This window comes from Agrobacterium vitis (genome assembly GCF_013426735.1).
GTDB classification, from domain to species: Bacteria; Pseudomonadota; Alphaproteobacteria; order Rhizobiales; family Rhizobiaceae; genus Allorhizobium; species Allorhizobium vitis_D.
Map to the genome: position 1 here is coordinate 1,693,762 of NZ_AP023272.1, position 26,165 is coordinate 1,719,926.

22 protein-coding genes and 1 pseudogene are annotated in these 26,165 nt (G+C 57.5%); 15 read left to right on the forward strand and 8 right to left on the reverse strand.

Features of this window, described 5'->3' with window-relative positions:
- Window positions 1–126: 126 nt before the first annotated feature.
- A complete protein-coding gene (gene carA, locus H1Y61_RS07720) occupies window positions 127–1,347 on the reverse strand; it encodes a glutamine-hydrolyzing carbamoyl-phosphate synthase small subunit (RefSeq protein ID WP_180574236.1) in 1,221 nt (406 codons plus the stop codon).
- A 337-nt stretch (window positions 1,348–1,684) separates the two neighbouring features.
- Between carA and H1Y61_RS07725 the strand changes: the two genes are divergently transcribed.
- Window positions 1,685–2,140 carry a GatB/YqeY domain-containing protein gene (locus H1Y61_RS07725; protein ID WP_180574237.1) on the forward strand — a complete coding sequence of 152 codons (456 nt, stop codon included), beginning with the start codon at window positions 1,685–1,687 and terminating at the stop codon, window positions 2,138–2,140.
- Window positions 2,141–2,175: 35 nt separating this feature from the next.
- On the opposite strand, the gene H1Y61_RS07730 is transcribed toward H1Y61_RS07725, so the two are convergent.
- Window positions 2,176–2,511 carry a BrnA antitoxin family protein gene (locus H1Y61_RS07730; protein ID WP_180574238.1) on the reverse strand — a complete coding sequence of 112 codons (336 nt, stop codon included), beginning with the start codon at window positions 2,509–2,511 and terminating at the stop codon, window positions 2,176–2,178.
- A complete protein-coding gene (locus H1Y61_RS07735; RefSeq protein WP_180574239.1) occupies window positions 2,477–2,764 on the reverse strand; it encodes a BrnT family toxin in 288 nt (95 codons plus the stop codon). The genes H1Y61_RS07730 and H1Y61_RS07735 overlap by 35 nt, the downstream gene beginning before the upstream one ends.
- Before the next feature lie 190 nt (window positions 2,765–2,954).
- On the opposite strand from H1Y61_RS07735, the gene dnaG reads away from it, so the two are divergent.
- Both dnaG and rpoD read left to right on the forward strand, forming a co-directional pair.
- The gene (dnaG, locus tag H1Y61_RS07740; RefSeq protein ID WP_180574240.1) at window positions 2,955–4,979 is read left to right on the forward strand and encodes a DNA primase; all 2,025 of its coding nucleotides are present in this window, start codon (window positions 2,955–2,957) and stop codon (window positions 4,977–4,979) included.
- A gap of 686 nt (window positions 4,980–5,665) precedes the next feature.
- On the forward strand, window positions 5,666–7,711 hold the full coding sequence (gene rpoD / locus H1Y61_RS07745; protein ID WP_015916648.1) for an RNA polymerase sigma factor RpoD: 2,046 nt from the start codon (window positions 5,666–5,668) through the stop codon (window positions 7,709–7,711).
- A 568-nt stretch (window positions 7,712–8,279) separates the two neighbouring features.
- On the opposite strand, the gene H1Y61_RS07750 is transcribed toward rpoD, so the two are convergent.
- The gene (locus H1Y61_RS07750; RefSeq protein WP_156534551.1) at window positions 8,280–8,447 is read right to left on the reverse strand and encodes a hypothetical protein; all 168 of its coding nucleotides are present in this window, start codon (window positions 8,445–8,447) and stop codon (window positions 8,280–8,282) included.
- A 642-nt stretch (window positions 8,448–9,089) separates the two neighbouring features.
- On the opposite strand from H1Y61_RS07750, the gene H1Y61_RS07755 reads away from it, so the two are divergent.
- On the forward strand, window positions 9,090–9,407 hold the full coding sequence (locus tag H1Y61_RS07755) for a hypothetical protein (RefSeq protein ID WP_180574241.1): 318 nt from the start codon (window positions 9,090–9,092) through the stop codon (window positions 9,405–9,407).
- A 285-nt stretch (window positions 9,408–9,692) separates the two neighbouring features.
- On the opposite strand, the gene H1Y61_RS07760 is transcribed toward H1Y61_RS07755, so the two are convergent.
- Window positions 9,693–10,832 carry an amidohydrolase gene (locus H1Y61_RS07760; RefSeq protein WP_180574242.1) on the reverse strand — a complete coding sequence of 380 codons (1,140 nt, stop codon included), beginning with the start codon at window positions 10,830–10,832 and terminating at the stop codon, window positions 9,693–9,695.
- Between the two features lie 142 nt (window positions 10,833–10,974).
- Here H1Y61_RS07760 and H1Y61_RS07765 point away from each other — a divergent pair, with 142 nt between their 5' ends.
- The gene (locus H1Y61_RS07765) at window positions 10,975–12,078 is read left to right on the forward strand and encodes a DUF930 domain-containing protein (RefSeq protein WP_180574243.1); all 1,104 of its coding nucleotides are present in this window, start codon (window positions 10,975–10,977) and stop codon (window positions 12,076–12,078) included.
- 3 nt (window positions 12,079–12,081) lie between these two features.
- Here the strand turns inward: H1Y61_RS07765 and H1Y61_RS07770 are convergent, their stop codons facing one another.
- Window positions 12,082–12,687 carry a LysE/ArgO family amino acid transporter gene (locus H1Y61_RS07770; protein WP_180574244.1) on the reverse strand — a complete coding sequence of 202 codons (606 nt, stop codon included), beginning with the start codon at window positions 12,685–12,687 and terminating at the stop codon, window positions 12,082–12,084.
- A gap of 86 nt (window positions 12,688–12,773) precedes the next feature.
- Here H1Y61_RS07770 and H1Y61_RS07775 point away from each other — a divergent pair, with 86 nt between their 5' ends.
- From H1Y61_RS07775 to H1Y61_RS07800, 6 genes are all read left to right on the forward strand, one after another.
- Window positions 12,774–13,679: a LysR family transcriptional regulator ArgP gene (locus H1Y61_RS07775; protein ID WP_180574245.1), complete on the forward strand. Its 906-nt coding sequence runs from the start codon at window positions 12,774–12,776 to the stop codon at window positions 13,677–13,679.
- 119 nt (window positions 13,680–13,798) lie between these two features.
- Window positions 13,799–14,350, forward strand: a complete 552-nt coding sequence (locus tag H1Y61_RS07780; protein ID WP_174111345.1) for a heme NO-binding domain-containing protein — start codon at window positions 13,799–13,801, stop codon at window positions 14,348–14,350.
- The gene (locus H1Y61_RS07785; protein WP_180574447.1) at window positions 14,350–15,885 is read left to right on the forward strand and encodes a putative bifunctional diguanylate cyclase/phosphodiesterase; all 1,536 of its coding nucleotides are present in this window, start codon (window positions 14,350–14,352) and stop codon (window positions 15,883–15,885) included. The genes H1Y61_RS07780 and H1Y61_RS07785 overlap by 1 nt, the downstream gene beginning before the upstream one ends.
- A gap of 54 nt (window positions 15,886–15,939) precedes the next feature.
- Window positions 15,940–16,362 carry a secondary thiamine-phosphate synthase enzyme YjbQ gene (locus tag H1Y61_RS07790; protein WP_180574246.1) on the forward strand — a complete coding sequence of 141 codons (423 nt, stop codon included), beginning with the start codon at window positions 15,940–15,942 and terminating at the stop codon, window positions 16,360–16,362.
- Between the two features lie 241 nt (window positions 16,363–16,603).
- Window positions 16,604–17,047: a hypothetical protein gene (locus H1Y61_RS07795; RefSeq protein WP_180574247.1), complete on the forward strand. Its 444-nt coding sequence runs from the start codon at window positions 16,604–16,606 to the stop codon at window positions 17,045–17,047.
- Between the two features lie 540 nt (window positions 17,048–17,587).
- A complete protein-coding gene (locus tag H1Y61_RS07800) occupies window positions 17,588–18,826 on the forward strand; it encodes a membrane dipeptidase (RefSeq protein ID WP_180574248.1) in 1,239 nt (412 codons plus the stop codon).
- 149 nt (window positions 18,827–18,975) lie between these two features.
- On the opposite strand, the gene H1Y61_RS07805 is transcribed toward H1Y61_RS07800, so the two are convergent.
- Window positions 18,976–21,018: an O-linked N-acetylglucosamine transferase, SPINDLY family protein gene (locus H1Y61_RS07805; RefSeq protein ID WP_180574249.1), complete on the reverse strand. Its 2,043-nt coding sequence runs from the start codon at window positions 21,016–21,018 to the stop codon at window positions 18,976–18,978.
- Between the two features lie 304 nt (window positions 21,019–21,322).
- Window positions 21,323–22,882, reverse strand: coding sequence for a hypothetical protein (locus H1Y61_RS07810; protein ID WP_174111339.1), 1,560 nt, complete (start codon window positions 22,880–22,882; stop codon window positions 21,323–21,325).
- A gap of 581 nt (window positions 22,883–23,463) precedes the next feature.
- Between H1Y61_RS07810 and glf the strand changes: the two genes are divergently transcribed.
- The 4 genes and pseudogenes from glf to H1Y61_RS07830 all read left to right on the forward strand — a co-directional run.
- The gene (gene glf / locus H1Y61_RS07815) at window positions 23,464–24,567 is read left to right on the forward strand and encodes a UDP-galactopyranose mutase (protein WP_174111338.1); all 1,104 of its coding nucleotides are present in this window, start codon (window positions 23,464–23,466) and stop codon (window positions 24,565–24,567) included.
- A 131-nt stretch (window positions 24,568–24,698) separates the two neighbouring features.
- Window positions 24,699–24,848: a hypothetical protein gene (locus H1Y61_RS07820; RefSeq protein WP_174111337.1), complete on the forward strand. Its 150-nt coding sequence runs from the start codon at window positions 24,699–24,701 to the stop codon at window positions 24,846–24,848.
- Window positions 24,849–24,918: 70 nt separating this feature from the next.
- Window positions 24,919–25,122 (forward strand): cold-shock protein, encoded by a 204-nt coding sequence (locus H1Y61_RS07825; RefSeq protein WP_015916634.1) that lies wholly within the window; start codon window positions 24,919–24,921, stop codon window positions 25,120–25,122.
- Window positions 25,123–25,489: 367 nt separating this feature from the next.
- Window positions 25,490–26,062 (forward strand): annotated as a pseudogene (locus tag H1Y61_RS07830) (DNA adenine methylase); the annotation flags it as partial.
- Window positions 26,063–26,165: the final 103 nt, after the last annotated feature.

Here is a 26,165-nt window from a genome sequence, read left to right on the forward strand (position 1 = left end):
GTCCGGCAGGACAGAGGGGGGTATGCGGCACACGAAAACGCTCGTGTCGTATGTTCTGCATGAGAATCAAATAAGCCGACCAAGTGATTGGTCGGCTTATGTTTTTCGTCGGCTATCGTTTTTGTCTCAGCGCTCGGCCAAAGCCGGTTCGCCCTTCTTCTCGCGCACCATGTTGATGAAGCGGCGGAACAGGTAGTGGCTGTCTTGCGGGCCGGGCGATGCTTCCGGGTGGTGCTGAACGGAAAACACCGGCTTGCCGGTCAGGCGCAGGCCGCAATTTGTGTTGTCGAACAGCGAAATATGAGTCTCTTCAACGCCTTCCGGCAGGGACTTCGAATCCACCGCGAAGCCGTGGTTCATCGAGACGATCTCCACCTTGCCGGTGGTGAAATCCTTAACCGGATGGTTGGCGCCGTGATGGCCCTGATGCATCTTCTCAGTCTTGGCGCCCAGCGCCAGACCCAGCATCTGATGGCCAAGGCAAATACCGAACAACGGGATATCGGTCTCGATCAGTTCCTTGATCACGGGCACGGCATATTCCCCTGTTGCCGCCGGATCACCAGGGCCATTGGAGAGGAAAATGCCATCCGGCGACAAGGCCAGGATATCTTCGGCGCTGGTATTGGCGGGCACAACGGTGACCTTGCATTTCAGGCCGGTGAACAGCCGCAGGATATTGCGCTTCACGCCGAAATCCACGCAGACGACGTGATAATCGGCATCCTTGTCAGCCAGTTCGGAAAAGCCTTCGTTCCAGACCCAGGGCTTTTCACCCCAGGTCGAAGACTGGCCGGAGGAGGCGACCTTTGCAAGATCAAGACCTTCCAGCCCGCTCCAGGCCTTGGCCTTGGCCTTCAGCGCCTCAATATCGAAATTGCCGTTCGGGTCATGGGCGATGACGGCGTTCGGCGCACCGTTTTCGCGAATCCAGGCGGTCAGCGCCCGCGTATCGACGCCGGACAGGCCGATCATGCCGCGTGCCTTTAGCCAGGCATCGAGGTGCTTGGTGGCGCGGTAATTGGATGGCTCGGTGATATCGGCCTTGAAGATCACCCCGACCGCGCCGTGGCGGGCGGCAGGCGTCAGGTCTTCAATGTCTTCCTCATTGGTGCCGACATTGCCGATATGGGGAAAGGTGAAGGTAACGATCTGGCCGAGATAGGAGGGATCTGTGAGGATTTCCTCATAGCCGGTCAGCGCGGTGTTGAAGCACACCTCGGCCTGAACATCGCCGGTGGCGCCGACGCCCTGACCTTCGATGACGGTGCCATCGGCCAGAACCAGAAGTGCTGTCGGCTTGGATGTCGTCCAGGCTGCGGTGGGCAATGGCGATGTTGCGGTCATATCCGTTCCTTTTCCAGCCGCTTGCCCCGGCCGATGCAAACCGGCGGCGCGTGGCTATCTGTGTGTGCCAGTATCTAAGTGTGCCAAGGCTCCTCGCGCAGCAAAAGATGCGCGTGCGGGAACCTGATGTCGATGTCTGTGCAGGCGATGGTACATAGACGAGAAGCGTGGGCCGGGTCAATTGTTCCTCTGGCAAAAGAGGTGTTTTCCCTTGAAGTCTTGAAAGAGCCCCGCATTGCGCGGAGCCGCCGGGAGGGGTATCACCACGCCTGAAGCGAGCCACGGTTCCATTTGAACGGTGGCCAGGGGCTCCACAGTCACCCAAGGAGATGAAGACATGCTACGCGAGGATCTGACGACTGCGCTGAAGGAAGCGATGAAAGCCAAGGATAGCCGCCGGCTTTCCACCATCCGCCTGGTGCAATCGGCCATCAAGGACCGCGATATCGCCAATCGCGGCGAAGGCAAGGCTGAGGCCAGCGACGACGACATCCTCCAGCTGATGGCCAAGCTGGTAAAGCAGCGTGAAGAATCGGCGAAGATCTACGAAGACAATGCCCGCCCCGAGCTTGCCGCCCAGGAGCGCGACGAAGTGGCGATCATCAAAGGCTTCATGCCCGAACAGATGGATGATGCCAAAGTCCGCGAAGCTATTTCCGGCATTATCACCGAAATCAGCGCCGAAGGCGTGCGCGACATGGGCAAGGTAATGGCCGCCTTGAAAGAACGCTACGCTGGTCAGATGGATTTCGCCAAGGCGTCTGGCGTGGTCAAGGAATTGCTGACGAAGTAAGCTTGCCGGTAAAGCGCCGCCCCATGGGTGACGCTTTACCGTTTTGCCTTATGGGCATTTTGCTCGTTGATGAAATGTCGCAGCACGGCATTGATCCGTGTCTGGTAGCCTTTGCCGGAGGCCTGGAAATACTCCACGACATCCTCGTCAAGACGAATGGAAATGGCTTTCTTCTTCTGCGGAATGACCAGCTCTGCCTTTGACCAATCAACGTCAAGGAAATCCTGCCAGTCAGGATCGTCGCGCATATCGCGTTCGATGTCCTCATCGGTCTTGGCATCGACGAGAGCCCAGTTGGTCTTGCTCTCGCCGCGGGCAATTTTCGCGGCAATTTCTTCAGCTGTAAATCTGACGATATGCTCTTTGCTCATTTTTCCGTGCAGCCCTTGCTGATATGATCCGGCAGGTTTTTTCACGCATCGTGTACACCACGGCGATCAGTCTCAACGTATCTGGACAAATCGCCAGTGTCCGGCATTCTCCGTCTCGATCCGAGGCCGTTTTTAGATGTGGCTTTTGAAGCGCCGCAGCGGCGCGGACGAAATCTATGCCGTGTTTCTCGATGTTTATCTTGTTTTTAGTCTCATCCCATTCAAACGAATGGAATTCGCTTTCGAGGCCCATTAGCTTTTTCCCGATGATTGCGTCAGCGGATTATTTTAAAGCCTGAACCTTTCTCCAATCTCATTTCATAGTTACTGTATATACACTTGTATTTTTGTCAACCGCTGTGAATAGCGGGTACATCCCACGAAAGCCGTAGCGCTTCTCTCGCACAGCCCCTATATGAAAAGATCATCCTCAAGGTTGCCCGATGCGCTTTTCAAACGACTTTCTCGACGAGATCCGCGACCGCGTGCCGATTTCGGCCGTGATTGGCGCGCGCGTGCCGTGGGATCGCAAGAAAACCAACGTGTCGCGCGGAGATTACTGGGCCTGCTGCCCGTTTCATGGTGAAAAAAGCCCGAGCTTTCACTGCGAGGATCGCAAGGGCCGTTACCATTGCTTCGGCTGCGGTGTGTCCGGCGATCATTTTCGCTTTCTGACCGATCTGGAAGGCCTGAACTTTCCAGAGGCCGTCGAGCGGATTGCCGACATGGCCGGTATCGCCATGCCCAAGGTGGATGTGCGTGACATAGAGCGTGACCGTGAGCGCACTGGCCTTCAGGACGTCATGGAAATGGCCACACTGTTCTTCCAGGATCAGTTACAGGCAGCCCAGGGTGCCAAGGCCCGGGCTTATCTGCGGGAGCGTGGCCTGTCGGGCCGCACCATCGAGACCTTTCGTCTGGGCTATGCGCCGGAAAGCCGCAATGCGCTGAAGGAACATCTGGCCGGAAAAGGCGTGCCGAAGGAGCAGATCGAGGCCTGCGGGCTGGTGGTGCATGGGCCGGATATTCCGGTTTCCTATGACCGTTTCCGTGACCGGATCATGTTTCCGATTCTGTCGTCCCGCGACAAGGTGATTGCGTTTGGCGGACGGGCGATGTCGCCGGATGCGCCAGCCAAATATCTCAATTCCAACGAGACGGAACTGTTTCACAAGGGCAATGTGCTCTATAATTTCTCCCGCGCCCGGCGGACGCTTCAGGGCGCCGATGGGGCAGAGACGATCATTGCCGTCGAAGGCTATATGGATGTGATCGCGCTCTATCAGGCGGGTGTGGAAAACGCTGTGGCGCCACTTGGCACGGCGCTGACTGAAAACCAGCTGGAACTGATGTGGAAAATGACGCCGCAGCCGGTCCTGTGTTTCGATGGCGACGGTGCCGGGCAGCGGGCGGCGTTTCGCGCCGTTGATCTCGCACTGCCGCATCTGAAGCCGGGAAAAAGCGTCCGCTTCGCCATGCTGCCGGATGGCAAGGACCCTGACGACCTGGTCAAGCAGGATGGCCGCGCCCCCTTTGACCGGGTCTTGGCCGAGGCCCGCTCTCTGGACGAAATGGTCTGGCTGCGCGAAACCGGCCAGGGCCGCTTTGACACGCCGGAGCAGCGCGCCGAGCTTGAGGCGCGGTTAAAGCAGATCGTCAATATCATTGCCGATGAGAATGTGCGCCGCCATTATCAGCAGAATGTCAGGGACCGGCTCTATGGTTTCTTCCAGGGGCAGGGCGCTGGCCGTGCCGGGCGCGGCAATTTCGAGCGCGGTGGTGGTGGCTTTACCGGCAACCGGCCCGGCAATGGCCGTTTTCAAAACAATGCGGGTGGACGCGGCGCGCCCGGTGGCCAGCGTCCCGGCAGCACGGTTGCTTCCGACCGGCTGACGCGGTCGGGCATGGTCAGCCGCAGCCATGACCAGCCCAGCCTGCGCGAAAGCGTGCTGGCGCTGACCATCGTCAACCATCCGCAATTGTTGCAGGAGGATTATGACGAGATTTCCTGCATCGATTTCGACAGCCGTGATCTGCAACGGCTTTGGCCTGCGGTGCTGACCGCTGTCGCGCAAACCGGTGCGCAACTGACCCGCGAGGATCTATATGAGCGGTTGATGGCTGCTGGTTTCGATACGCTGTTGAAGGCGCTGGACCAGCAGATCCGCAATGCCAGGCTGTGGACGGCAACCACGGTGGCGGCGCTGGAAGATGCCCGCGAGGGATATACCCAGGCACTGTCCCTGCATAAGCGCGCCAAGGCGCTGCGCCGCCAGCGCATCGAGTTGGAACGCGAGATTGCCGAGGCGACCGAAGCTGATGATGCCGGGCGGATCGATGGGCTGATGTCGGTTTTGCAGGAAGTGCAGCTGGAAATCGTTCGGATGGAGAACCAGGAAGCGATCATCGATGGCTTCGGCGTAATGTCGGGCCGCGTCAAGGGACCGGCTTATGGTCACAATTCATAACGGTTTTGCAAGCTTTGTTATGGCAGATACCAACCGCGCCCCTTGTATCGGCGGCGTGAGTGCCTAGATTTCAGTTCAAACCGGGTGAAGTTCCTGAGATCGAGGCCGTGCCTGTCCCGAAAGGATGTTCCAAAAGGACAGGTTAATGACGTGACGATTAAATGGCTCCCTGCCACTTGTGGCGCGTGTGGAGGCGTTTGGATAAGGAGCGTAGAGCGAGATGAATGGTTTTTTCGCGATATCAACAGGCACAATCGCTTTAAAAGGCTTGACGTATCGATAAATTGTGGGAATCACGGTCAAACGAAAAAACAAGGTGACGCAGGTTGCGCCGGGTCTATGCTGGCGGGCTTCGTCGCCTGTTTGTGTAGTTATACCGCAATCTACGGGAACCGTGGTGGTCAACCGGGAATTAGACATTGCTTGGTCAACGTGCCATTTCCTTCAGGAAAGCACCAAGGCTGACGGAATGTTTCGCATCTAAGGCATGGTTTTTCTTCAGCCTCATCTGGTTTGAGAAGTTGTGCTGCACATTTAAGGTTTTACAGCGTGTTTCGTGCGTATGGTCCGCGCATGGCGCTGTAGGTCATAACCAGTGATTCGTAGTGGTCGGTGCAAGGCTATGCCCCATCTGGCGCGTGACAGCACTGCGGAAAATTGAAGCGTCAGGGAAAGCGACGAGATACATGGCAACCAAGGTCAAGGAAAACGAAGAAGCCGAGAACGAGCGCGATGGCGCGACCGACGGTCCGCTTCTCGATCTTTCGGATGACGCGGTCAAGAAAATGATCAAGGCCGCCAAGAAGCGCGGCTACGTCACTATGGATGAGTTGAATTCGGTTCTGCCGTCTGAGGAAGTGACCTCGGAGCAGATCGAAGACACCATGGCGATGCTTTCCGACATGGGCATCAACGTCGTCGAGGACGAGGACGCCGAAGATCCGGCAGCCGAAGAAAGCGATAACGACGAAGAAGCCGAAAGCGAAGGCGGCGAACTGGCGCCTGCTGGCAATACCGCTGTTGCCACAGCCAAGAAGAAAGAGCCGACCGACCGCACGGACGACCCGGTGCGCATGTATCTGCGCGAAATGGGCTCGGTGGAGCTGCTGTCGCGCGAAGGCGAAATCGCCATTGCCAAGCGCATCGAGGCTGGCCGCGAAACGATGATCGCCGGTCTCTGTGAGAGCCCGCTGACCTTCCAGGCGCTGATTATCTGGCGCGACGAGCTAAACGAAGGCACGACTCTGCTGCGCGAGATCATCGATCTCGAGACCACCTATTCCGGTCCCGAGGCCAAGGCCGCACCGCAATTCCAGAGCCCGGAAAAAATCGAGGCGGACCGTAAGGCTGCCGAGGAAAAGGAAAAGACCCGCCGGGTCCGCTCCAGCGAAGACGACATCACCAATGTCGGCGGCGACATGCAGATGCCGGAAGAAGAGGAAGAGGACGAAGACGAGTCCAATCTTTCGCTGGCCGCCATGGAAGCCGAGTTGCGGCCCCAGGTCATGGAAACCCTCGACCTGATCGCCGATACCTATAAGAAACTGCGCAAGTTGCAGGACCAGCAGGTGGAAGCGCGCTTGGCCTGTGCCGGCACGCTGTCATCAGGCCAGGAGCGGCGCTACAAGGAGCTGAAGGATCAGCTGATCACGGCAGTCAAATCGCTGTCGCTGAACCAGAACCGTATCGACAGCCTTGTCGAGCAGCTCTACGACATTTCCAAGCGCCTGATGCAGAACGAAGGCCGCCTGTTGCGGCTGGCCGAAAGCTACGGCGTCAAGCGCGACAGCTTCCTGGAGCAATATCAGGGCGCGGAACTTGATCCCAACTGGATGAAGTCGGTCGGCAATCTTGCAGCCCGCGGCTGGAAGGATTTCGCCCGCGAGGAAAACAACACAATCCGGGAAATCCGTCAGGAAATCCAGAATCTGGCGACCGAAACCGGCATTTCGATCGCCGAATTCCGCCGTATCGTCTCCATGGTGCAGAAGGGCGAACGCGAAGCCCGGATCGCCAAGAAGGAAATGGTCGAGGCCAATCTGCGTCTGGTTATTTCGATTGCCAAGAAATACACCAATCGCGGCCTGCAATTCCTTGACCTGATTCAGGAAGGCAATATCGGCCTGATGAAGGCGGTTGATAAGTTCGAATACCGGCGCGGCTACAAGTTCTCCACCTATGCGACGTGGTGGATCCGGCAGGCAATCACCCGTTCGATTGCCGACCAGGCCCGCACGATCCGTATTCCGGTGCATATGATCGAAACGATCAACAAAATCGTTCGCACATCGCGCCAGATGCTGCACGAAATTGGCCGCGAACCGACGCCTGAAGAACTGGCTGAAAAGCTGGCCATGCCGCTCGAAAAAGTCCGCAAAGTGCTGAAAATCGCCAAGGAGCCGATCTCGCTCGAAACCCCCGTGGGCGACGAGGAAGATTCGCATCTCGGCGACTTCATCGAGGACAAGAACGCGCTGCTGCCCATCGATGCCGCCATCCAGGCCAACCTGCGCGAAACCACCACCCGCGTGCTCGCCTCGCTGACGCCACGCGAAGAGCGCGTGCTGCGCATGCGCTTCGGCATCGGCATGAACACTGACCACACGCTGGAAGAAGTCGGCCAACAGTTCTCGGTCACCCGCGAACGTATCCGCCAGATCGAAGCCAAGGCCCTGCGCAAGCTGAAACACCCCAGCCGAAGCCGCAAACTGCGCAGCTTCCTGGACAGCTAAGCTTAGCCAAGAGACAAAAGTTGAAAACCCGGCGGAAACGCCGGGTTTTTGCGTTTAAGGGTGGGGAAGGGAGGTTGGCAGAGCAGAGGGGCGATCTTGCTCTGCCAGAGCCGTGCCTGGGCAAGCCAACACGTCAAACCCGGCTTGATGTCCAGGCTTTACGGCGATGACACTATTACGGGCCACGAGGAGATATGATTCCCTTGCAAGCTATCGCGGGTGCTTAAGAATTTGTCTGGTTCAATATAACGGTACACGACGCAAAGTTTTCGGGGCTTCGCCATCCCCTCATCCGGCTGCCGCCACCTTCTCCCCGCTGGGGAGAAGAGACCACGCTGATAGCTCTGAACCTCAAACGACTGCATAATTGCAGCGGATTTAAAGTGTTACAGCGCTGTGCGTTTTATAAAACGTACGGCGCTGTCATGTTGAAAGAGCAAAACGTTGCCTCATACATCTTCTCCCCAGCGGGGAGAAGGTCCCGGCAGTGGGATGAGGGGGCAAACGGCATATCAAAACGTCTGCGCCGTGTCCTGTGGTTCAACATGAACCTGCAAACTCTCGCTGCTCACGTATCGCGGACGGATAGGGCGGCAATGGTAGAGGGAATGCTGGCGGCAGACGAGGTGGCCACAGTCGGTTTTGCAATGGGCGGCGCGGGGTTTGCGGCAATCAAATATCCCGTCCGCGAGGGTGCTGGTGGGATGCTGGCAGCTATGGCGGATGCAGATGTCATTTTGTTCTCCTGACCGGCCTTTTCCGTATCATTTGGCGTCGTCCGGTTGGCAGCGAGGCCGTCATCGCCCCGCCAGAATAACCGGGCTTGCCCGGCGCGCGCCAATATCCTGTACACCCGTGAGAAAATTCTGATTTGAAAAAGGATAATTTTATCGATTGTGCATAATGCAGTGCAAAAAATGCTGTTGTGGGAAAAAAACTCGCTGTGTGGGTATGTTTTACCAAAAAATATCTGCGGCGGATCCGTGCGGTAAGGGTCTGATCTTGCTGCATCAACACCCTCATCCCTGCCCAATAAAATCCCGTCTGCCCCACTTCCAATTACCACCCTTTATGCGCTAAACATCGGGTGAGATCGGTTGTAACGCGCCGATCTTGGGGCGTGGAAACCCCTTACACAACGGCCTGTGTCGGTCGTTATAAAGACACCCCTCAGCCATAGGTTTGTGGCTGAGGCGGTGGACTGTGTCTATACGGTTTGCTCTCTACCATTCTCTATGGTCGGGGAGGCCTCGGCGTATGTCCAGAGCTTCGGCTTAAAGGTCGGGGCGGTCGTCTTGTGTACGGCTTTCCAACTCCCCGATCACCAGAGGGCAAGACCCTCCGGTGATCGCTCGTGTTGTTCACAGGGAGCGCCGCAATGGAGACTTACGATATCTGGGCTGACCTTCTCGCCACCTTCCGCGCCTCACCGGATGCGATCAAGGCCCTCTGGCTGCTGATACCGCCGGGCATGTTTCTGGCCGTCCTGGCGCTGCTGCTCCGCTACCGCCTGCGACGCAGAGAAACAGATAAAAACACCGAACTGACCTACACCGTCATCCGCCAGGACGACCAGACCGTACAAATCTACAGCCACGGCACCGGCAACCCCCACAGCGACCCAATCTTCCTGCTTGTAACCAGAGCCGACAGTGGCAAATTGCTGGAATATTGGGAACGGTCTGAGCGTTCCTAGAGTTTGTCAGGGAAAATTGGAATCTGACAGACTCTAGTGGTGCAGTGCGTGCTGTTTCGATCATCGTTCCCATGCTTCTCAATCTTGAGACAGGCCAATGGCGTGGCTGAAGGTTTGGCCAAAGAGAATAAAAATGAACCTAATCCCAAATCATCCTGATGAGAAAATGGGTGAACGCCCTACACTCCACCACCTCCAGGGCTTCCTCAAAGGCAAAACCAACGGTCGCGTTCTCTCCATTGAAGAGATCAACGAAGCCATCATCGACGGTTGCCTCGCCGCCAATCACCCCCGCACCACCCGCATAAACACCCTCGCTCCAATCTCAATCAACACATCTGGAAAGTCATAATCCGGGTTGTGCAACGCCGGGTGTGTCTCGCCTGCGCCGAGGAAGAACATGGCGGTGGGGCATATGGTGCGGAAGCGGCCGAAGTCTTCGGAGGCGCGCATCGGCAGGGCGCGGGCGTCGTGGGTTATGCCTTCGGCATCGAGGGCGGTGGTGAGGGCGGTGACGGCTTGCGGGGCGTTTTCGCAGTGTAGGAAGATGTCGTGATAGGTGAGGGTCAGGCCAAGGCCGTGTTGTGCTGCGGTTGTGCGGGCGAGGGCTTCGGCTTGGCTGCAAAGCCCGTCCATGCCCTGATCGGTCAGGGTTCTCAGCGTCACCCAGATCTCGCCGTCGCCGGGCGCGATGCCGAAGGCGGGTTCGCCTGCTTTTGCGTGGGTCACGGTGGCGAGGCGGAAGTCGGGGGCGGGTGGGGCGCTGTGGGAGAGGGCGGTCAGGGCTGGCATCAGGCTGCTGATGGCAAGCATTGGCGACAGGCCGGTTTCGGGCTGCGAGGCATGGGCGGTTTTGCCGGTCAGCGTGATTTTCAGCCCGCGTGAGGCGCAGTTGACCGGGCCTGCCTTCAGCGCCACATGGCCGAACGGAATGCCCGGCAGATTGTGCAGGGAAAAGGCCAGATCCGGCGCAATCTCAGCAAAGCGCGGATCGGCCAGCACAGCGGCGGCACCAGCCCCATTTTCCTCGGCAGGCTGAAACAGCAGCACGACGCGGCCTGTGGCAGGCGGCTGGCGCGACAGGCCAAGTGCCAGCGCCAGTAGAATGGTGGAATGGCCGTCATGGCCGCAGAGATGGCCTTTCCCCGGAATTGTCGATCCATAGGGCAGGCCGGTTTTTTCCGTAATCGGCAGGGCGTCGAGTTCTGAGCGAAACAGCAGGGTCGGGCCTGCTGCCGCACCCGCAAACACCGCCGCCACACCATGTCCGCCAAGCCCGGTCAAGATGCGATCCGGGTTGAGCGGCGTCAGTGCCTCGACGATCCGCCGGGCTGTCTCCTGTTCCTCACCGGATATTTCCGGATAGCGATGAAGCTCCTGCCGGATGGCGGTGAGACTGTGCAAATCGTCGGGGCTGAGGAACATGGTGGGTCCGCAATGGCGTGGCTGACATGTGTCTGTTAGCACGCCATTGTGTCTGCCTGGAAGTGGCGAAGTGGACCTTGCGGGTTTGCGGCGGGCGTCAGCGCCGTGTATGGATCGGGCAATGCAGGAAAAGCCGCAACCGATGCATAAGCGCTTTGTCTGGGGCATCACCGCCTCGGTGCTGCTGCATGGGCTTCTGGTTCTGGCATTCCTGGCCCATTGGCCTTCCCCGGCGCCTGATGCGCCGAAGGAAGAGGTCGTGTCGGTTTCCATTGAGCCGCCGCCAGAGGAAAAGCCTCAACCTGAAAAGCCAAAACCGGAAAAGCAATTACAGCTGGAGTTGAAGCCGGAGGCCAAGCCAAAGGAAGCCCCGGCACCTGCCGCCGCTGCGCCCAAGCCAGAAGAGAAGAAGCCAGAAGAAAAGCAGGAAGCCAAACCGCCTGCACCTGCGCCACAGCAGGAGCCGCCAAAGCCTGCCGAGGAAAAGCCGCAAGCTCTGGAATCAGCCCCGAAGGACGAGGAGGCCCCGAAGGAGGATGCGCCGCCCGTGCCACCGCCTGCCGAGGAACCGGCTGCACAAACCCAGTCACCGCCCCCCGATGCCCCGAAAGCCGGGCCGGACAAGTCCGCCGCAGGTGATCCGCAAAAGACTGAGCCGCCGCAACCGCCCGCCTTGCCTAAGGATGTGACGCCGCCGGATGCCGGGCTGGCCGGGCAATTGCCGACGCCGGACAAGGTGGAAAAGCCGGGCGGCGGGCTGGTGACGGAGCAACGCTTTGCGCTGGATGAGGAGAGCGCCGCGCAGCCGCAGCAAAAGCGCGAGGCCTCGCCTTCGCCTGCATCGGCGGACAAGAAAGCCGCGCCTGTTGCCGCGTTGAAGCCTGCCAAGCGGATCTATTCGAAGGCAACGCTGTCTGATCCGCGTGTGCGCCAAGCCCTCGGCACGCTGCCTCCTGAGCGCCGGATCGTGCAGATTTGCAGCATTGAAATGCTCGAACAGATCCGTCGCGCCGTGCCCGGCGCGGTTCCGGATGTGATTGCGGGATCTCCGACGACGCGACAGACCGTTACCGCTCGGTTGATGGATGTGTCCGGCGCTGCCTTCCGCAGCCGGGGACAATGGTATGATATCGGCTATCATTGCGAAACGGATGCCAAGACCCTTGCAATCACTAGTTTCAGCTATTCGCTCGGTGCCGCTGTGCCGAAAAGCCAGTGGCAGGCGCGGCGCTTTCCGGTGAATTGACGCTTACGAATGCCGAATCAGCCCGATGGCGATCCAGGCCATGACCACGGCGATGATTGCATCCAGAATGCGCCAGGAGATGGGCCGCGCAAATACCGGCACCAATAGCCGTGCGCCATAGCCGAGCAAGAAGAAAAACAGGAAGGAAGCCGAAACAGCGCCAAGGCCGAAGGCTGTCTTGTGATCCGCAAAACGGCTGGAAATCGAGCCGATCAGCAGCACCGTATCTAGATAGACATGCGGGTTGAGAAAGGTGAGGGCAAGGCAGGTGGCAAGGCTGGCGGTGAGCGTGCTGGGCTTGGCTTCGCCGGGTGTCAAGCCGTTCTCGGGTTTCAGTGCGGCGAGCGCGTGCCGGGCGCTGTAGGCCAGAAGAAACGCCGCGCCGCCATAGCGCAGCACCGGCTCAAAAGCGGGCAGAAGTGCGGTTACTGTCGCCAGCGCGGAAATGCCAAGCACGATCAGCAAGGCATCAGAGGCGGCGCAGGTCAGGCAGAGGATAAAGACATGCTCGCGCCGCAAGCCCTGGCGCAGCAGGAAGGCGTTTTGCGCCCCAATGGCGACAATCAGGCTCAGGCCAAGAAACAGGCCGGAAAAATAGGCGGTTTGCATAGGCGGCTCCAGGTTGGGAGCCTTTGACTAATGCAAATGAATTCATTAGAAAAATTAACAAATATAACCAGGCATAAGAATTTCTAATGGCATTTGATGGTGAGCATTTATCAGCGCTGGTGGCTGTGCTGCGCAGCGGCAGTTTTGAAAAAGCCGCCCGTCAGTTGGGGGTAACGCAATCGGCGATCTCGCAGCGGATCAAGCTGCTGGAGGAGCGATCCGGCACGGCGCTGATCATTCGTGGCCAACCTTGCTTGCCGACCTCGGCGGGGGCGCGGCTGTGCCGCCATGCCGAGGAAGTGGCCTTGCTGGAGCGCGAGGTGATCGGTGATCTCGGTCTTGCGCAGGCGGCCCAGGTAACGGTGCGACTGGCAATCAATGCCGATAGTCTCGCGACATGGTTCGTGCCAGCCATGGCTGCGGTGGAGGGCCTGTTGTTCGATCTGGTGCTTGACGATCAGGACCACAGCGCCGATTGGCTGCGGCGCGGTGAGGTGCGGGCGGCGGTGACCTCGCTTGCCGCGCCCGTTCAGGGCTGCGATTGCCGACCGCTTGGTTTGCTGACATACCGCGCCACGGCCAGCCCGGATTTCGCGGCGCTATGGTTTCCCCAGGGCATCACCGCTGAGGCTCTGGCTGTCGCCCCTTGCCTTACTTTCAACGCTAAGGATGGATTGCAAACCGCCTGGATGGAGCAGGTGGCCGGATGTCCATTGTCACCCCCTTGCCATTGGTTGCCCTCCAGCCAGGCTTTTATCGACGCGTCGCGTCTGGGGCTGGGCTGGGGCATGAACCCGGCGGTTTCGGTGGCGCCTTTGATCGCCGAGGGCGTTCTGGTGGATCTGGCGCCGGATCAACCGCTTGCCGTGCCGCTTTATTGGCACTGGAGCAGGGCGCTGGGCCGGGCGCTCGATCCGCTAACGGCCAGCGTCCTTGCCGCAGCCCGACAGTGCTTGCTGCCCATGGCGCATAAACCTCCATCAATGCGGTAAGACTGCATTCACCACAAAGTATATTTGGGGCGTAGAGCTGGGTGGTACAACGCTTTGTTGTTAAGTTTTCCCTCATATTCTTGCCTCGCGTCGATAGCTGGGAGGCATTGGGATAGACTATGAAAGGGATGGTTTTTACGGAAATGCTCGAATTCGTCGCCGCGACCTGGAATGAAGACATGGCCGACGACATTATCGAAGCCTCTTTGCTGACCAATGGGCTTGCCAGTGGCGGAGCCTATACCAGCGTCGGCACCTATGACCATCGTGAAATGATGGCGCTGCTGGCTGCGCTGTCGCAACGCTCCGGCCTTGGTGTCGATGCATTGATGCAGGCGTTCGGACTGCATCTTGCGGGACGTTTCGCCGTGTTGTTTCCAGGCTTTTTCGACCTCAGCGGCGGTCTCTTCGGCTTTCTCGCCAGCATTGATGCCCATATTCATGTCGAGGTGAAAAAGCTTTATCCCGACGCGGAATTGCCTTCCTTCGAAATTCTCAGCCAGGACGGTACGTCCCTGTCCATGCTCTATCGGTCCGGGCGGAAAATGGAGGCGCTGGCGGAAGGCTTGATCCAGGGTGCTGCCCGGCATTTTGGTCGCACTGTTACGGTCGAACGCAGCGCGCGCGACGATGGGGCAACTCTGTTTGTGATCGCCGAGAGCGCATCGTGATGGTAAACCAGCCACTAGAGGTTTCCGAGCCTGACCGGATCGACCGGCTGACTCGCCGTCTGGAGCGCGAGCGCGCGGCCCGCCGCCAAGCCGAGACATTGCTGGAAGCGCGTGCGCGTGAACTTTACATGGCCAATTGCCAATTGGCACGACAGGCGGAAGATCTCGAACAGCGGGTCATGCAGCGCACGGAGGAGCTGGTTCAGGAGCGCGAACGTGCCATTGCGCTGGCCCAGCAGGACCAATTGACCGGGCTTGCCAATCGCCGCAGCTTTACCGCGGTTTTGACCGACGCTTGCCAGAAAAGCCGCCTTCGAGGCGACCGTGTTACGGTTGTTCTTGTTGATATGGATAGGTTCAAGGCGATCAACGACGCTTATGGTCATGAGACGGGGGATGCGGTGCTGCGGGAATTTGCCCGCCGGTTGATGGTTGCGGCTGGACCTGGAACGGTGGCACGGCTGGGTGGTGACGAATTTGCATTGATTCTCGACCATCTGCCGGATGTGACGGCCGATCATGCCTTTGTCTCGAGTTTTCGCGCCAGTTTGCAGGAGCCGGTTCTCTTCAACGGCAAGCGCCTGGAGGTCTCGGCGTCCATCGGATATGCGAGCCTGCCGGATCATGCCGCATCGTCCACCGAATTGCTGCGGCATGCCGATATGGCGCTTTACGTTTCCAAGAAAGCTGGGCTGTCGCTGGCGACCGCTTTTGACGACGACCTTTGGGCCGAGGCCAACGAGCGACGCTTGCTGGAACTGGAACTGGTGCTGGCCATGGACCGCCATGAAATCATGCCCTGGTACCAGCCGATCGTGGATGGAGCCAGCAAGCGGATACTGGGGGTGGAAGTGCTGGCACGCTGGCATCATCCCTATCGCGGTCTGGTGCTGCCGGGTGTATTTCTGCCACTGGCGGAAGAGCGCAACCTTCTGGATCGGTTGTTTGCGCAGGTCGCTCGCGCGGCCTGTGCGCAAACAGCGCCGCTGGTCAAGGCTGGCAAGCTCAACTACGTGTCGGTCAATATTTCTCCAAGCCAGTTCAAGTCCGGTAATCTGGCGATGGTCATCGCGTCCATCCTGGAACAGACCGGTTTTCCAGCCACGGCATTGGTGGTGGAGATTACCGAGGACCTGATCATGTCGGACCTGCTGCGGGCCGGGCGTGAGCTTTCCGAACTTTCGCGGCTCGGCGTTCGGGTTGCGCTCGATGATTTCGGCACCGGCTATTCGAATATTTCCTCTCTCAGCAGCCTGCCGATCCAGTGGTTGAAGCTGGACCGTAGCCTGATCAGCCGGGTTGGGGACGACCGGGTTGGGCAGGTTATCGTTCAGGCCGTGCTGCAAATGGCCCAGGCGCTCGGCATCGATGTTGTCGCGGAAGGTATCGAAACGGAGGTGCAGGCACGCTGGCTTGTGGAAGCCGGATGCCGCAAACATCAGGGTTTTCTCTATGGCCGCCCGGCACCTCTGGAAGACTTGCTGTGTTTCTCCCAGCCGGAACGTCTAAGCTTTGCAGCTGGAAAGAGCCCTTGACGCAGGCGTTCTATGGGCCATTTCCTTGACGGAGCGCAATTCGAGGACCATGCCATGCCGCAAACCAGCCTGTCGATGTCCACACGTGGCCAGGGTCTGTACGAATTTACCGATCAGGCCGATGATTTTGTCAGGCATGCGGGCGCCCAGGAAGGACTATTGACTGTTTTCGTGCGCCATACGTCCTGCTCGCTGATCATCCAGGAAAATGCCGATCCGGATGTGAAGCGCGATCTCAAAGTGTTTTTTCAACGCCTCGTCCCGCCGTGTAACGATCCTTCCATGGCATGGATCACCCATCGCCAGGAAGGGCCCGATGACATGCCGGCCCATATAAAATCAGCCCTGACGCAGGTGTCGATTTGTATTCCGGTGGCCAATGGACGGCTTTTGCTTGGAACCTGGCAGGGTATTTACCTGTTCGAACATCGCGACCAACCCCATACGCGCCAGGTAGTAATGCATCTAAGCTCCTGAACCACAAGCTGAAACTAATGAACCGAGACTGAATGCGCGCTTCTGATGGCGTTCAGTATTGCGGCGTTAATCTCTCAATCAATCGCTTACGGAAACGGGCTGTCCGATGCGAGATCTTGGTTGGTTTTTCTGCGTCTGTGTTCTGCGCAGATCAATCAAACCCATGATTAGATAAGGGTTTTCGGGGCGGTGAGCCGGTTTTTCAAAGAGAAACCCATGCCGTCCTTCGAGGAGAAAAACAATGCGAAGCATTTTTGCGAAAACAACTCTGGCTGGACTGGCCTTGATCGGCGCGGTGGTTGCTACGGTTGGCCCGGCCGCGGCCCAGCCGGATGTGCGCCTGGGCGTCTATATCGGCGGCGACGCGCCGCAACTGGTACAAGCCTGGGGCGATGACGGTTATCGCCGTCCACCGCCACCGCCGCCGTGGGGTGGTCCGCCGCCTCCGCCTCCGCCATGGGGTGGCCCACCGCCACCGCCGCCACGGCGTTGGGATGGTCCCGATCGGCGTTACGGTGGCGTTTGCTCGCCCGGTGATGCGATCCGTCAGGCCCGCCGCGACGGCTTGCGCCGGCCGAATATCGAACGGGTCACGCCGCGCCGCGTGATTGTCGGTGGTATCCGCTACGGCGAATACGATCGGGTCGTTCTCGCAAACCGCCCCGGTTGCCCCTTCGCGGATTGACAGTCTGTTCAAGAATTGCTGCTGGCCTGGCGAAAATGGTGATTTCGAGAACCGGAACGGAGCGTACTTAACGTACGTGAGGACAAGCATTCCAGGAAAAGTGCGAAGCGGTTTTCCGTTTGGAAATGCGAATGAAGCAGTCAAGCGCAGAAATTTTCATTTGCAGACGGCCAGCGGCGATTATTGGATAGACTGTGAAGCCGGTCTTGAATTGAAGAGTGATGTTAAATGATTGGCGGCGCGCGTCCCGACAGGACGCGCGCCGCCTTTACGTTTGTCTGGTGATCGCACATTTGTAAACGCGCTGGACTTATTGTTTTATTCGTCTGACTATGGGTACGGATCAGATCAAAAGGCGCTGTCGTATCGATACGAGAGACAATGGCGACGTCATAGAGTGTGTCGCTTGGTCTGATCGAAGCATTTCAGAGCCTACTGCATCATTTGTGTTTTTATAAACCGGACACAGGATGCGAGTAACATTCACATTAATATTTATATTTAGTCATTTTTAAAATTCGTTGCTGGAGACATGTCTCAATGGACAGGCTTTCTTCTGAAAACACCACAGATTCCATTTCTGAAATAACCGATATGACTGTCAGCGCGCTTCACGCGCTTGCCTATCCAATCGATACCCATCTGGATTCGCTGTTTCTATCGCGACTGGCCGGATATGATTTCTGGAAGGGGGACTGGAAGGCGCATCGGCGCTCCCTTGTGGTCTGGCTGATTCGCAAAACCTCACCCAGAGGGCGCAACAGGCCATTGTCCGAACATGTCAGCGGGCCTGATTTTCTGGAAGGCGGTTATGGTGGGGCCTGTTTCAGCGCCCACGCCTTGTGGGAAAATCTTATTCCGCCCCCCTTCCTCGACCCCTGGAAAAACTGGGTGGATCATCATCGCTATGTGGAAGAGGTTATCAGGCAGAGCCAGGGCCGGATGCGGCTGGCGCGCAACGCCAACGAGGTCCGCGCCGCCAAGGGGGAGGGTGCGCGATGCGCGATCCTGTCCATGGAAGGCGCCCATATGCTGGGGCCGGGCGGGGCGAAAAGCCAGCCACTGCGGCTGGACAGGTTGGGAGAGATTGCCAAGGCCGGTGCCGCTTATCTGACCCTCAACCATTTCAGCCATACCGATATCTCCGAGGCCGGTTATGCGCCGGTCAATCCGTGGCGCAAGATCGAGGGTGGCGGGTTGTCTGCCTTCGGCAGGCAGGTGGTGGAGCGCTGCGTCGATGTCGGTCTGTTGGTGGATGTCACCCACACATCCACGCAGGGCATTCTCGATGCTTGTGAGATTTGTGTTCGCCGCAACGTTCCGGTCTTTGCCTCGCATGGCGCATCGCGCACGGTGACACGGCGCGGGGAGGAGAGACCTTCACGTCATCTCGATCGGGCCTTCAGCGATGAAGCCATCCGCGCCATTGTCCGGACCGGCGGCTGTATCAGCGTTATCCTAGCACCGTATTTCCTTCAGAACCGCTATCTTGCGGATGGCAAGCCGGACATGGATGCCGACATTGCCTTCGTGATCGCCTATTATGAAGCATTCGCGCAGCTTATCGCCAGTATGGACATTGTCGAGGATCCCTGGAAGCACCTGTCCTTTGGCAGCGATTTCGATGGTGGCATTTCCAGCCTGCCGACAGGCATGCAGAGCGGCGCCGATCTTCCAAAATTGACCGAAGCCATGATCGCCGCCGGTTGGCCGGCGCAACGGATCATCGATGTCTATAGCGGCAATTTCCTGCGTGTCTGGGAACAGGTTAGGCCCTGAGGCCGCCAATTTTCTCTTCGGCAGAAAATAGAGCAGCACCGTCCGCCAGATTTGGCGGGCGGCGCTGTAGCGCTTTATATATGCCGCATAATTTTCTTCTTAAATCGATGCCGGTTTAAGAAATTATGCAGTGTCTTCGAGCCGTGGTGTCAGTCTTCGATGCCGGTCCACAGCCGCTTGTCGGGAAGCAAAGGTGTGTGCCTGTTCCACTTGGCAAGCTTTTCCCGGTAGCGCTGCCGATAGGTTTGATCGTCCTCGAAATCGATATTCTCCAGGGCGAATTCGACACCGATCTCGTAATAGGCCTCCATATTGAGCAGCTCAGGCTTGGGTGTTTCCCCCCGCTCGCATTCGCCTTGCATCTGCCAGAACAATTCTTCAAGCCGGCGGGCGAGGCCTGGCATGTCACGCAGGGCGCTGGTTTCGAATTGTCGGTTCAGGCTTTCCTTGACGGCCATAAGGCTCTGGCGATCCTGGGCAAAGGCGATGGCGCGTTGCACATAATCCTCTGGAGATTGGCAGATCAGCTCTGGCGCTCCCGCCGATGCCACGACGCTGGCGCAGAAACGCGATGCGAAGCTTTTGCCGGGAAAGGTCAGGACCGGCAAGCCCATGTTGATGGCGTCGGCGGCAGTGGAATGCGCACCGTAGGGGAAAGTGTCGAGAAAAAGATCGGCAACAGCGATGCGGGCAAGATGCTGCGCATTGCCGGCCTTGGCCGCAAACAGCAGCCGAGCCGGATCAACGCCGCACCGGGTTGCCATATCGCGCAGACGCTGATTGACCTCTTCGTTGCCGGACAGCAACCAGAGCACGCTGCCGGGTGTCGCTTGAAGGATGGTCATCCAGCGGGTAAAGCCGCTTTGCGTAATCTTCTGCATGCCATTGAAGCAGGCAAAGACGAAGGCGTCTTCGGGTAGGCCCACTTCGGCGCGTGTCGGGCGCGGCGCCACCTTCCGCTTGCGATCGACCGGTTGGTTGCAGGCGATCCGCAATACTTTTTCCGAATAATAGATCTCGTGTTCAGGCGGAACAATATGATTGTCCGCAATCATATATTGATGGAAGGGGCTCGCCATCGAGCCGGGATAGCCGCAGAAATTGACGATAACCGGTGCGGGCCGATAGGCAAAAATCCGGGTGCGTGCATGTTTCGTATAGCCGTTAACATCGATCAGCACGTCGATTTCATCGGCTGCGATCAGCCGGGCTGCATCGACATCACTCAGCGCAAAAATATCGCGCCAGCCATCGACCGCCTGTTTGATACGTTGCTGGGTTTCGTCGAGTGCTATCGGTTCGCCACAATAATAGGCGAACACTTCGATACTGGTCTTGTCATGTAACTCCAGAACTTCGCGCAGCGCAAAGCCGACCGCATGGTCGCGAAGGTCGGATGACAGATAACCGACACGTAACCGCTGGCCGGTTCCGGTCTTCTGGCGTGGCGCCTGGCGTGGTACGGCGCTGAGATCCGGACGGCCGATCATTGTTTTGTTGCAGCGATAGGCCTTGGCCAGATGAAACAGCGGGTCGTCTGAGTAGCAAGAGATCGTCAAGGGGGACACTGCATCCAGCAACTGGCGCATTGTGACATGGGGAGATTCTTGAAGGACCGGCCATTTGCACTGACGCAACCGTATGGCGGACCAATGCTGACCGGCCTCAGTCTTGTCGGGCCGCAGCTCGATTGCTTTCCACAGGGAGGCTTCAGCCTCTTCCATCAGACCGGCATTTTCCAGCACGCGACCAATATGCTCCAGCACCATGATGCGATTGGCAAGCCGGTCAGGCGAAATATCCGTGGTCATTTCGGCATAGATGCGCCATTGTTGCAGCGCATCGTTGAGCAGTCCGCTGTCTTCCAGAGACCGGCCCAGATTGATATGGGCGGCGCCGAATTGCGGATCAATCTTCAGGCAGGCGCGCAGGGCATTGATCGCCCCAGCCATATCGCCAAGCTGCCTTAAGGTGACGGAATAGTTGAAATAGACCATGTGCACCAGCGGATGGGCGCTGTTATAGGCAATCCAGGCCTTGTAAAGTTCCATGGCCTGATCGACCCGACCTGCTCTGGCGCATTGCTCGGCGACTTCGAACAACTTTGTCAGGGAGAGCTGTTGAGTGCGTGCCTGCTCCACGAAGTCGGCAGCAGGTGTCGCGATAGTCGATGTTACAATGCCAGTGTCCATATCCACCCCAGGAACAGTCGGCCGCAAGGCCGGGTAACGACAGCAGGCCTATGCCGATGGGCATGAGGCATGACGCATAACACTTTTCCTCGGTAAACTGGATCGCAATGTCATGCCTGGCCTTGGTAGCTGCATTAGCTTGCATCGGGCTTGACGAAGGGTTGCCAGCAAAAAACACGGGCAAAACATTGCATTTGGGCGGAATGGAGCCTGTAAAAGCAAATGCGACGCCTGGATGAGGCGCCGCATCTGGTCTTTGTATCAAAGGTTTTGCAAGCGCGGCCTAAGCCGCGCCCGTCAGCAGTTAGATGCTTTGATATGCGAGGATGATGGCTTCAACCTGCGACGAGTTGAAGGCCTGGACCTGAGAAGTGGTGAGAGACTGCAACTGGTCGCTGCTCAGGGCGCCGATACCATCCGTGGACAGGCCGGTAATTGACTTGGCGCTGATCGCGGCAATATCGTTGGTGGAGAAGGTAGCGAGATCGGCGGTTTCGAGCGCGGAGATCTGCTTGGAGCTGAGGTTGGCCACTTGGGTGGTTGTCAGAGCTTCCGCTTGAGCGGTCGTCAGAGCCGCAACCTGGCTAGTGGACAATCCGCCGATTGACTTGGTGGAAATCGACGCGACCTGGTCCGTTGACAAGCCAGCCACGGCATCGGTGGTCAGAACCCCAACCTGGGCTGAAGACAGGGTTGCCACCTGGGTTGTTGACAAGGCCGAGACCTGGTCGGAAGACAGGGCCTTGACTTGTGTGGTGGACAATGCGGCGATCTGTGCCGTTGTCAGGGCGGCTCCATCCGCGGTTTCCAGCGCAGCCACCTGGCTTGTGGTCAGGCCGCTGATGGATTTGGCGCTGATTGCAGCAACCTGGGTGCTGGAAAGGGCAGCAATAGCGTCGGTGCTGAGGGCAGCGATTTGCTTTGCGCCGAGGGTAGCGACCTGGCCGGACGACAGCGCGCTGATCTGGTCGGTGGACAAGGACGCGATCTGTGTGGTCGTCAGGCCAACAATGGTCTTGGTGCTGATGGCAGCGAGATCGGCGCTGTCGAGTGTTGCCACATCAGCGGTGTCGAGGCTGCCGAGCTGAGCCGAAGAGAAGCCGGAAATCTGCGTGGACGACAAGGCAGAAACCTGGTCGGAAGACAGGGCCTTGACCTGTGCAGTGGACAATGCGGCGATCTGTGTCGATGTCAGGGCGGCTTCATCGGCGGTCTCCAGCGCAGCTATCTGGCTTGTGCTCAGGCCGCTGATGGACTTGGCGCTGATTGCGCCAACCTGGGTGCTGGAAAGGGAGGCAATTCCGTCAGTGGTCAGGCCTGCGAGCTGCTTGGCGCTGAGAGTAGAGACCTGAGCGGTTGACAGCTGAGTGACCTGGTCCGTGGACAGGGCGCCAACCTGAGCAGAGGTCAGTCCGGTGACCGCTTTGGTGCTGATTGCCTGGATCTGGTCGGAGGACATCACGGCAATGTCATCGGTGCCAAGTGCAGCGACTTGTGTCGCGGACAGGACTGAAACTTGCGACGACAATAGATTGGCTGTTTGCGTCGTGCCAAAATTGCCGATCTGGGTGGCCGTCAATGCGGCCACAGCCTTGGTGCTCAAGGCGGCTTCCTGACCCGAGCTCAACGCGGTCAGCTGGCTGAGCGTCAGACCGACAACGCCAGTAGCGGAAATAGCGCCCATCTGGTTGGTGTCCAGCACAGCCAGGTCTACCGTTTCGATCGCGGCGATCTGCTTGGAAGACAATGCCGCAACCTGAGTGGTCGACAGTGCAGCTGCGTCTTCCGTATTCAGTGATGCGATCGCTGTGGTGGACAGTGCCTTGATTTGCGTAATGGATAACGACGAAACAATAGAAGTCATTGAGATGTGCCCCTTGGGTTAACGGAATGCCAACATCACCCTCCCACCATGGATCCTATCGGGTCACGACATGTCGCACCGTCGAATCAAATCGCATCAGAAGAGAAAATGCTACTCAGGACATGGCTCGGATGAGCCGGCACGTTAGGAGCGCATCATGCATAAGAGCTCACAGAAGCTCTGATCCTACGTCAACTGGCGATAACGTGTTGCAAAGGTGCATGTCGTTTCGCCAAAATTTGCCTTTAACATAGTCCACCTCCGTTCTGCACGAGAGATCGACTTATGCGATCATATGTACCCGAGGAATTACTAATTTTCATTTAATGGGCGACGGTAGAGCGATGGTGCAACTTCTGTTGTTAGAAACGTTATTTGATCCCTGATGTCTCTCTTGGCGCAATTCTCAAAAACATTGCATTTGCTGAATGTGTTGCTCTGGAAATAGATTATTGACAATAGCAAATTCCAGAGATCGGCGTTATCTGGTGGAGATGTAGATCTCTTGTTGATCTTGGCCTTCTTATCGCAAACACAATGATTTACCATTCGTGTTGAACAGCAATGGGGAATCGGGGTTGATGAAAGAAATTGCAATTGTCGGCGCAGGACTTTCAGGAGCGGTCATCGCGCGCGAACTCGCCGCAGCGGGGCACAAGGTCTCGGTGTTCGAGGCGCGCGATCATATTGCTGGCAATTGTCACACGGCGCGCGACCCTGAAACGGGCGTTATGGTGCATGTCTACGGGCCGCATATCTTTCACACTGATAACGAGACCGTCTGGAACTACATTACTGGGTTCGACACGTTTCAACCCTATACCAACCGGGTGAAGGCGATAACGGAAGGGCGGGTTTTTTCGCTGCCAATCAACCTTCACACGATCAACCAGTATTTCGGTGAGACCTTCAACCCGACTGAGGCCCGCGCCTTTATCGAATCGAAGGGCTTGAAAATGGATCAGGAGCCGCAATCCTTTGAAGAGCAGGCGCTGAAATTTATCGGCAAGGAGCTCTATGAAGCATTCTTCAAGGGTTACACGATCAAGCAGTGGGGTGTGCAACCGGACCAGTTGCCGGCCAGTATTTTGAAACGGCTTCCAGTCCGGTTCAATTACGACGATAACTACTTCAATCATCGTTTCCAGGGCATGCCCAAGCACGGTTATACTCAGATCGTTGAGCGGATATTGGATATCGACGGCGTTGAGGTTCACCTGAACAGGCCCTTTTCTCCGGCAGAAAAGGATGATTTCGACCACGTTTTCTATAGCGGTCCGCTGGATGCCTGGTTCGACTATCGCGAAGGCAGGCTTCCTTATCGCACGCTGGACTTCGAAATCCTGCGGGGGGAGGGCGATTTTCAGGGAAATGCAGTGGTGAATTATTGCGGCTCTGACGTGCCCTATACCCGGATTACTGAACATAAGCATTTCTCGCCCTGGGAAACGCATGAGAAAACCATCTGCTACAAGGAATATAGCCGCTCCTGCACGGAGAAGGACATTCCCTATTACCCGGTACACCTGACCGGTCTGTCGGATAACCTCACCCGGTACCAGGAACTGGCTGCAGCTGAGAAAAATGTAACCTTCGTCGGCCGGCTCGGCACTTTCCGATATCTCGACATGGATGTCTCCATCGCCGAAGCGCTTGATTGCGCAAAGAAATTTGTGTCTGGTTGAGAAAAGGTAAACTCAGAGGGGAGGTAGAACTCTTGAGTTCATTGGGGTCTTTCAGGTCCCTATAGCTGCGGTGGGAGAAGGACAATGCCAAGCTGACGCAGATCGACCCCGATCTGTGTTTGGATAAGGCGATGTTGCAGGCCAGTTCTGTCGGCTATGACGAGTGCCGCGTTAATTTTTGCAACGTCACTCAGGTCGAAGCGGTGTTGAAGGCCTATTTTAAAACCGGAAGAAGCAATCAATTCTGCCAATTAGCTTTCTATCTCTGTGTTGGTGGTTGATCGACAGGGGATCACGCTATAAAAGTCTGGCGCGGAGTCAAACGGCTACGGGAATTCAAGAGGAAATGTCATGCCTACTGGTACTGTGAAATTTTTTAACGACGACAAGGGTTTTGGTTTTATCACGCCCGAGAATGGTGGAACGGATGTATTCGTTCACGTGTCTTCCCTGCAGCGCGGTGACTCGCTCAGAGAAGGTGACAAGGTCAGCTTCGAAATCGGGCAGGACCGTAAGACCGGGAAGTCGAAGGCTGAAAACGTCAGCGTGCTTTAACGACGGACTCGCGTTCACTGCACAGCGATGCGCACAAACGTATTGCGTGGTTTGAACTCGAAGTTGTCGATATGCTTGAGTAGAAGGCGAAAAGATATTCTGATCGCCTATCCTACCTCGATCTTTTCCTAAAGCATCGAACCGAAAAGTGGTAACCACTTTTCGGTTCGATCGTTTAGTCAGCGCGAGCAGGGATGGCTCGTGTTTTCCCGGTCGTTAAGCGCACGGCCTTTCTTCCCATACATCTGGATCGACGACAAATGCCATCTGTCCGCAGCGAGGCAATTGCTTTGTCGTGTGTTGCGTCTGGTTTTAGAGTCTGTCAGCACCAACAACTGGTCGTGCCGTCTTCGGCCTTGAGTTTCTATATCCGCAGTTTATCGACATCCTGAAGTTCCAGATCACCAGCTGCCGCAAATTCGAGCGTCTGAAGGCCTGCCTCCCGGCAATGCTCACCGATCTGGAGCGGGCGGCGCGTTTCATCTATCTCCAGAAGCTCGCCTTCGGAGGCAAGGTCGCAGGCCAGACCTTCGGCGTTCAGCACGAGGGCAGCGCCAGGTTCAATCTAACCCGGCTTGCTCCGCTCCTGGAAGATGTCCACGAGCGTCTCGCTGGCGTTGTCATCGAGAACCTGGACTGGCTGGCCTTGATCAACCGTTATGATCGGCCGGGTGTGCTGTTCTATCTCGATCCGCCATACTTCGGCTGTGAGGATGATTACGGTAAAGCTCTATTTGGTCCCGAACAGTTTGAGGTTCTTGCCGACCGTTTGAAGGGCCTTCAAGGCGGCTTCATACTGTCGATAAATGATCGTCCGGAGATCCGGGAGATTTTCGCAGCGTTTTCGGTTGAGGGGGTGGAGTTGCCCTACTCGGTGGCGGGCGAGAAGGGGACGGAGGCGCGGGAGTTGATGTTTTGTGGTGGGGATGGGCGATGTTGAGAGCAAATGCTTAGAGCAGCTTTGCGCCAGAAGGGGAAATGCGCCTAGGCGTTGATCAGGGTCGCTTTCGACCCGATTTGAGTCAATGGCGGTAACGTTCTTA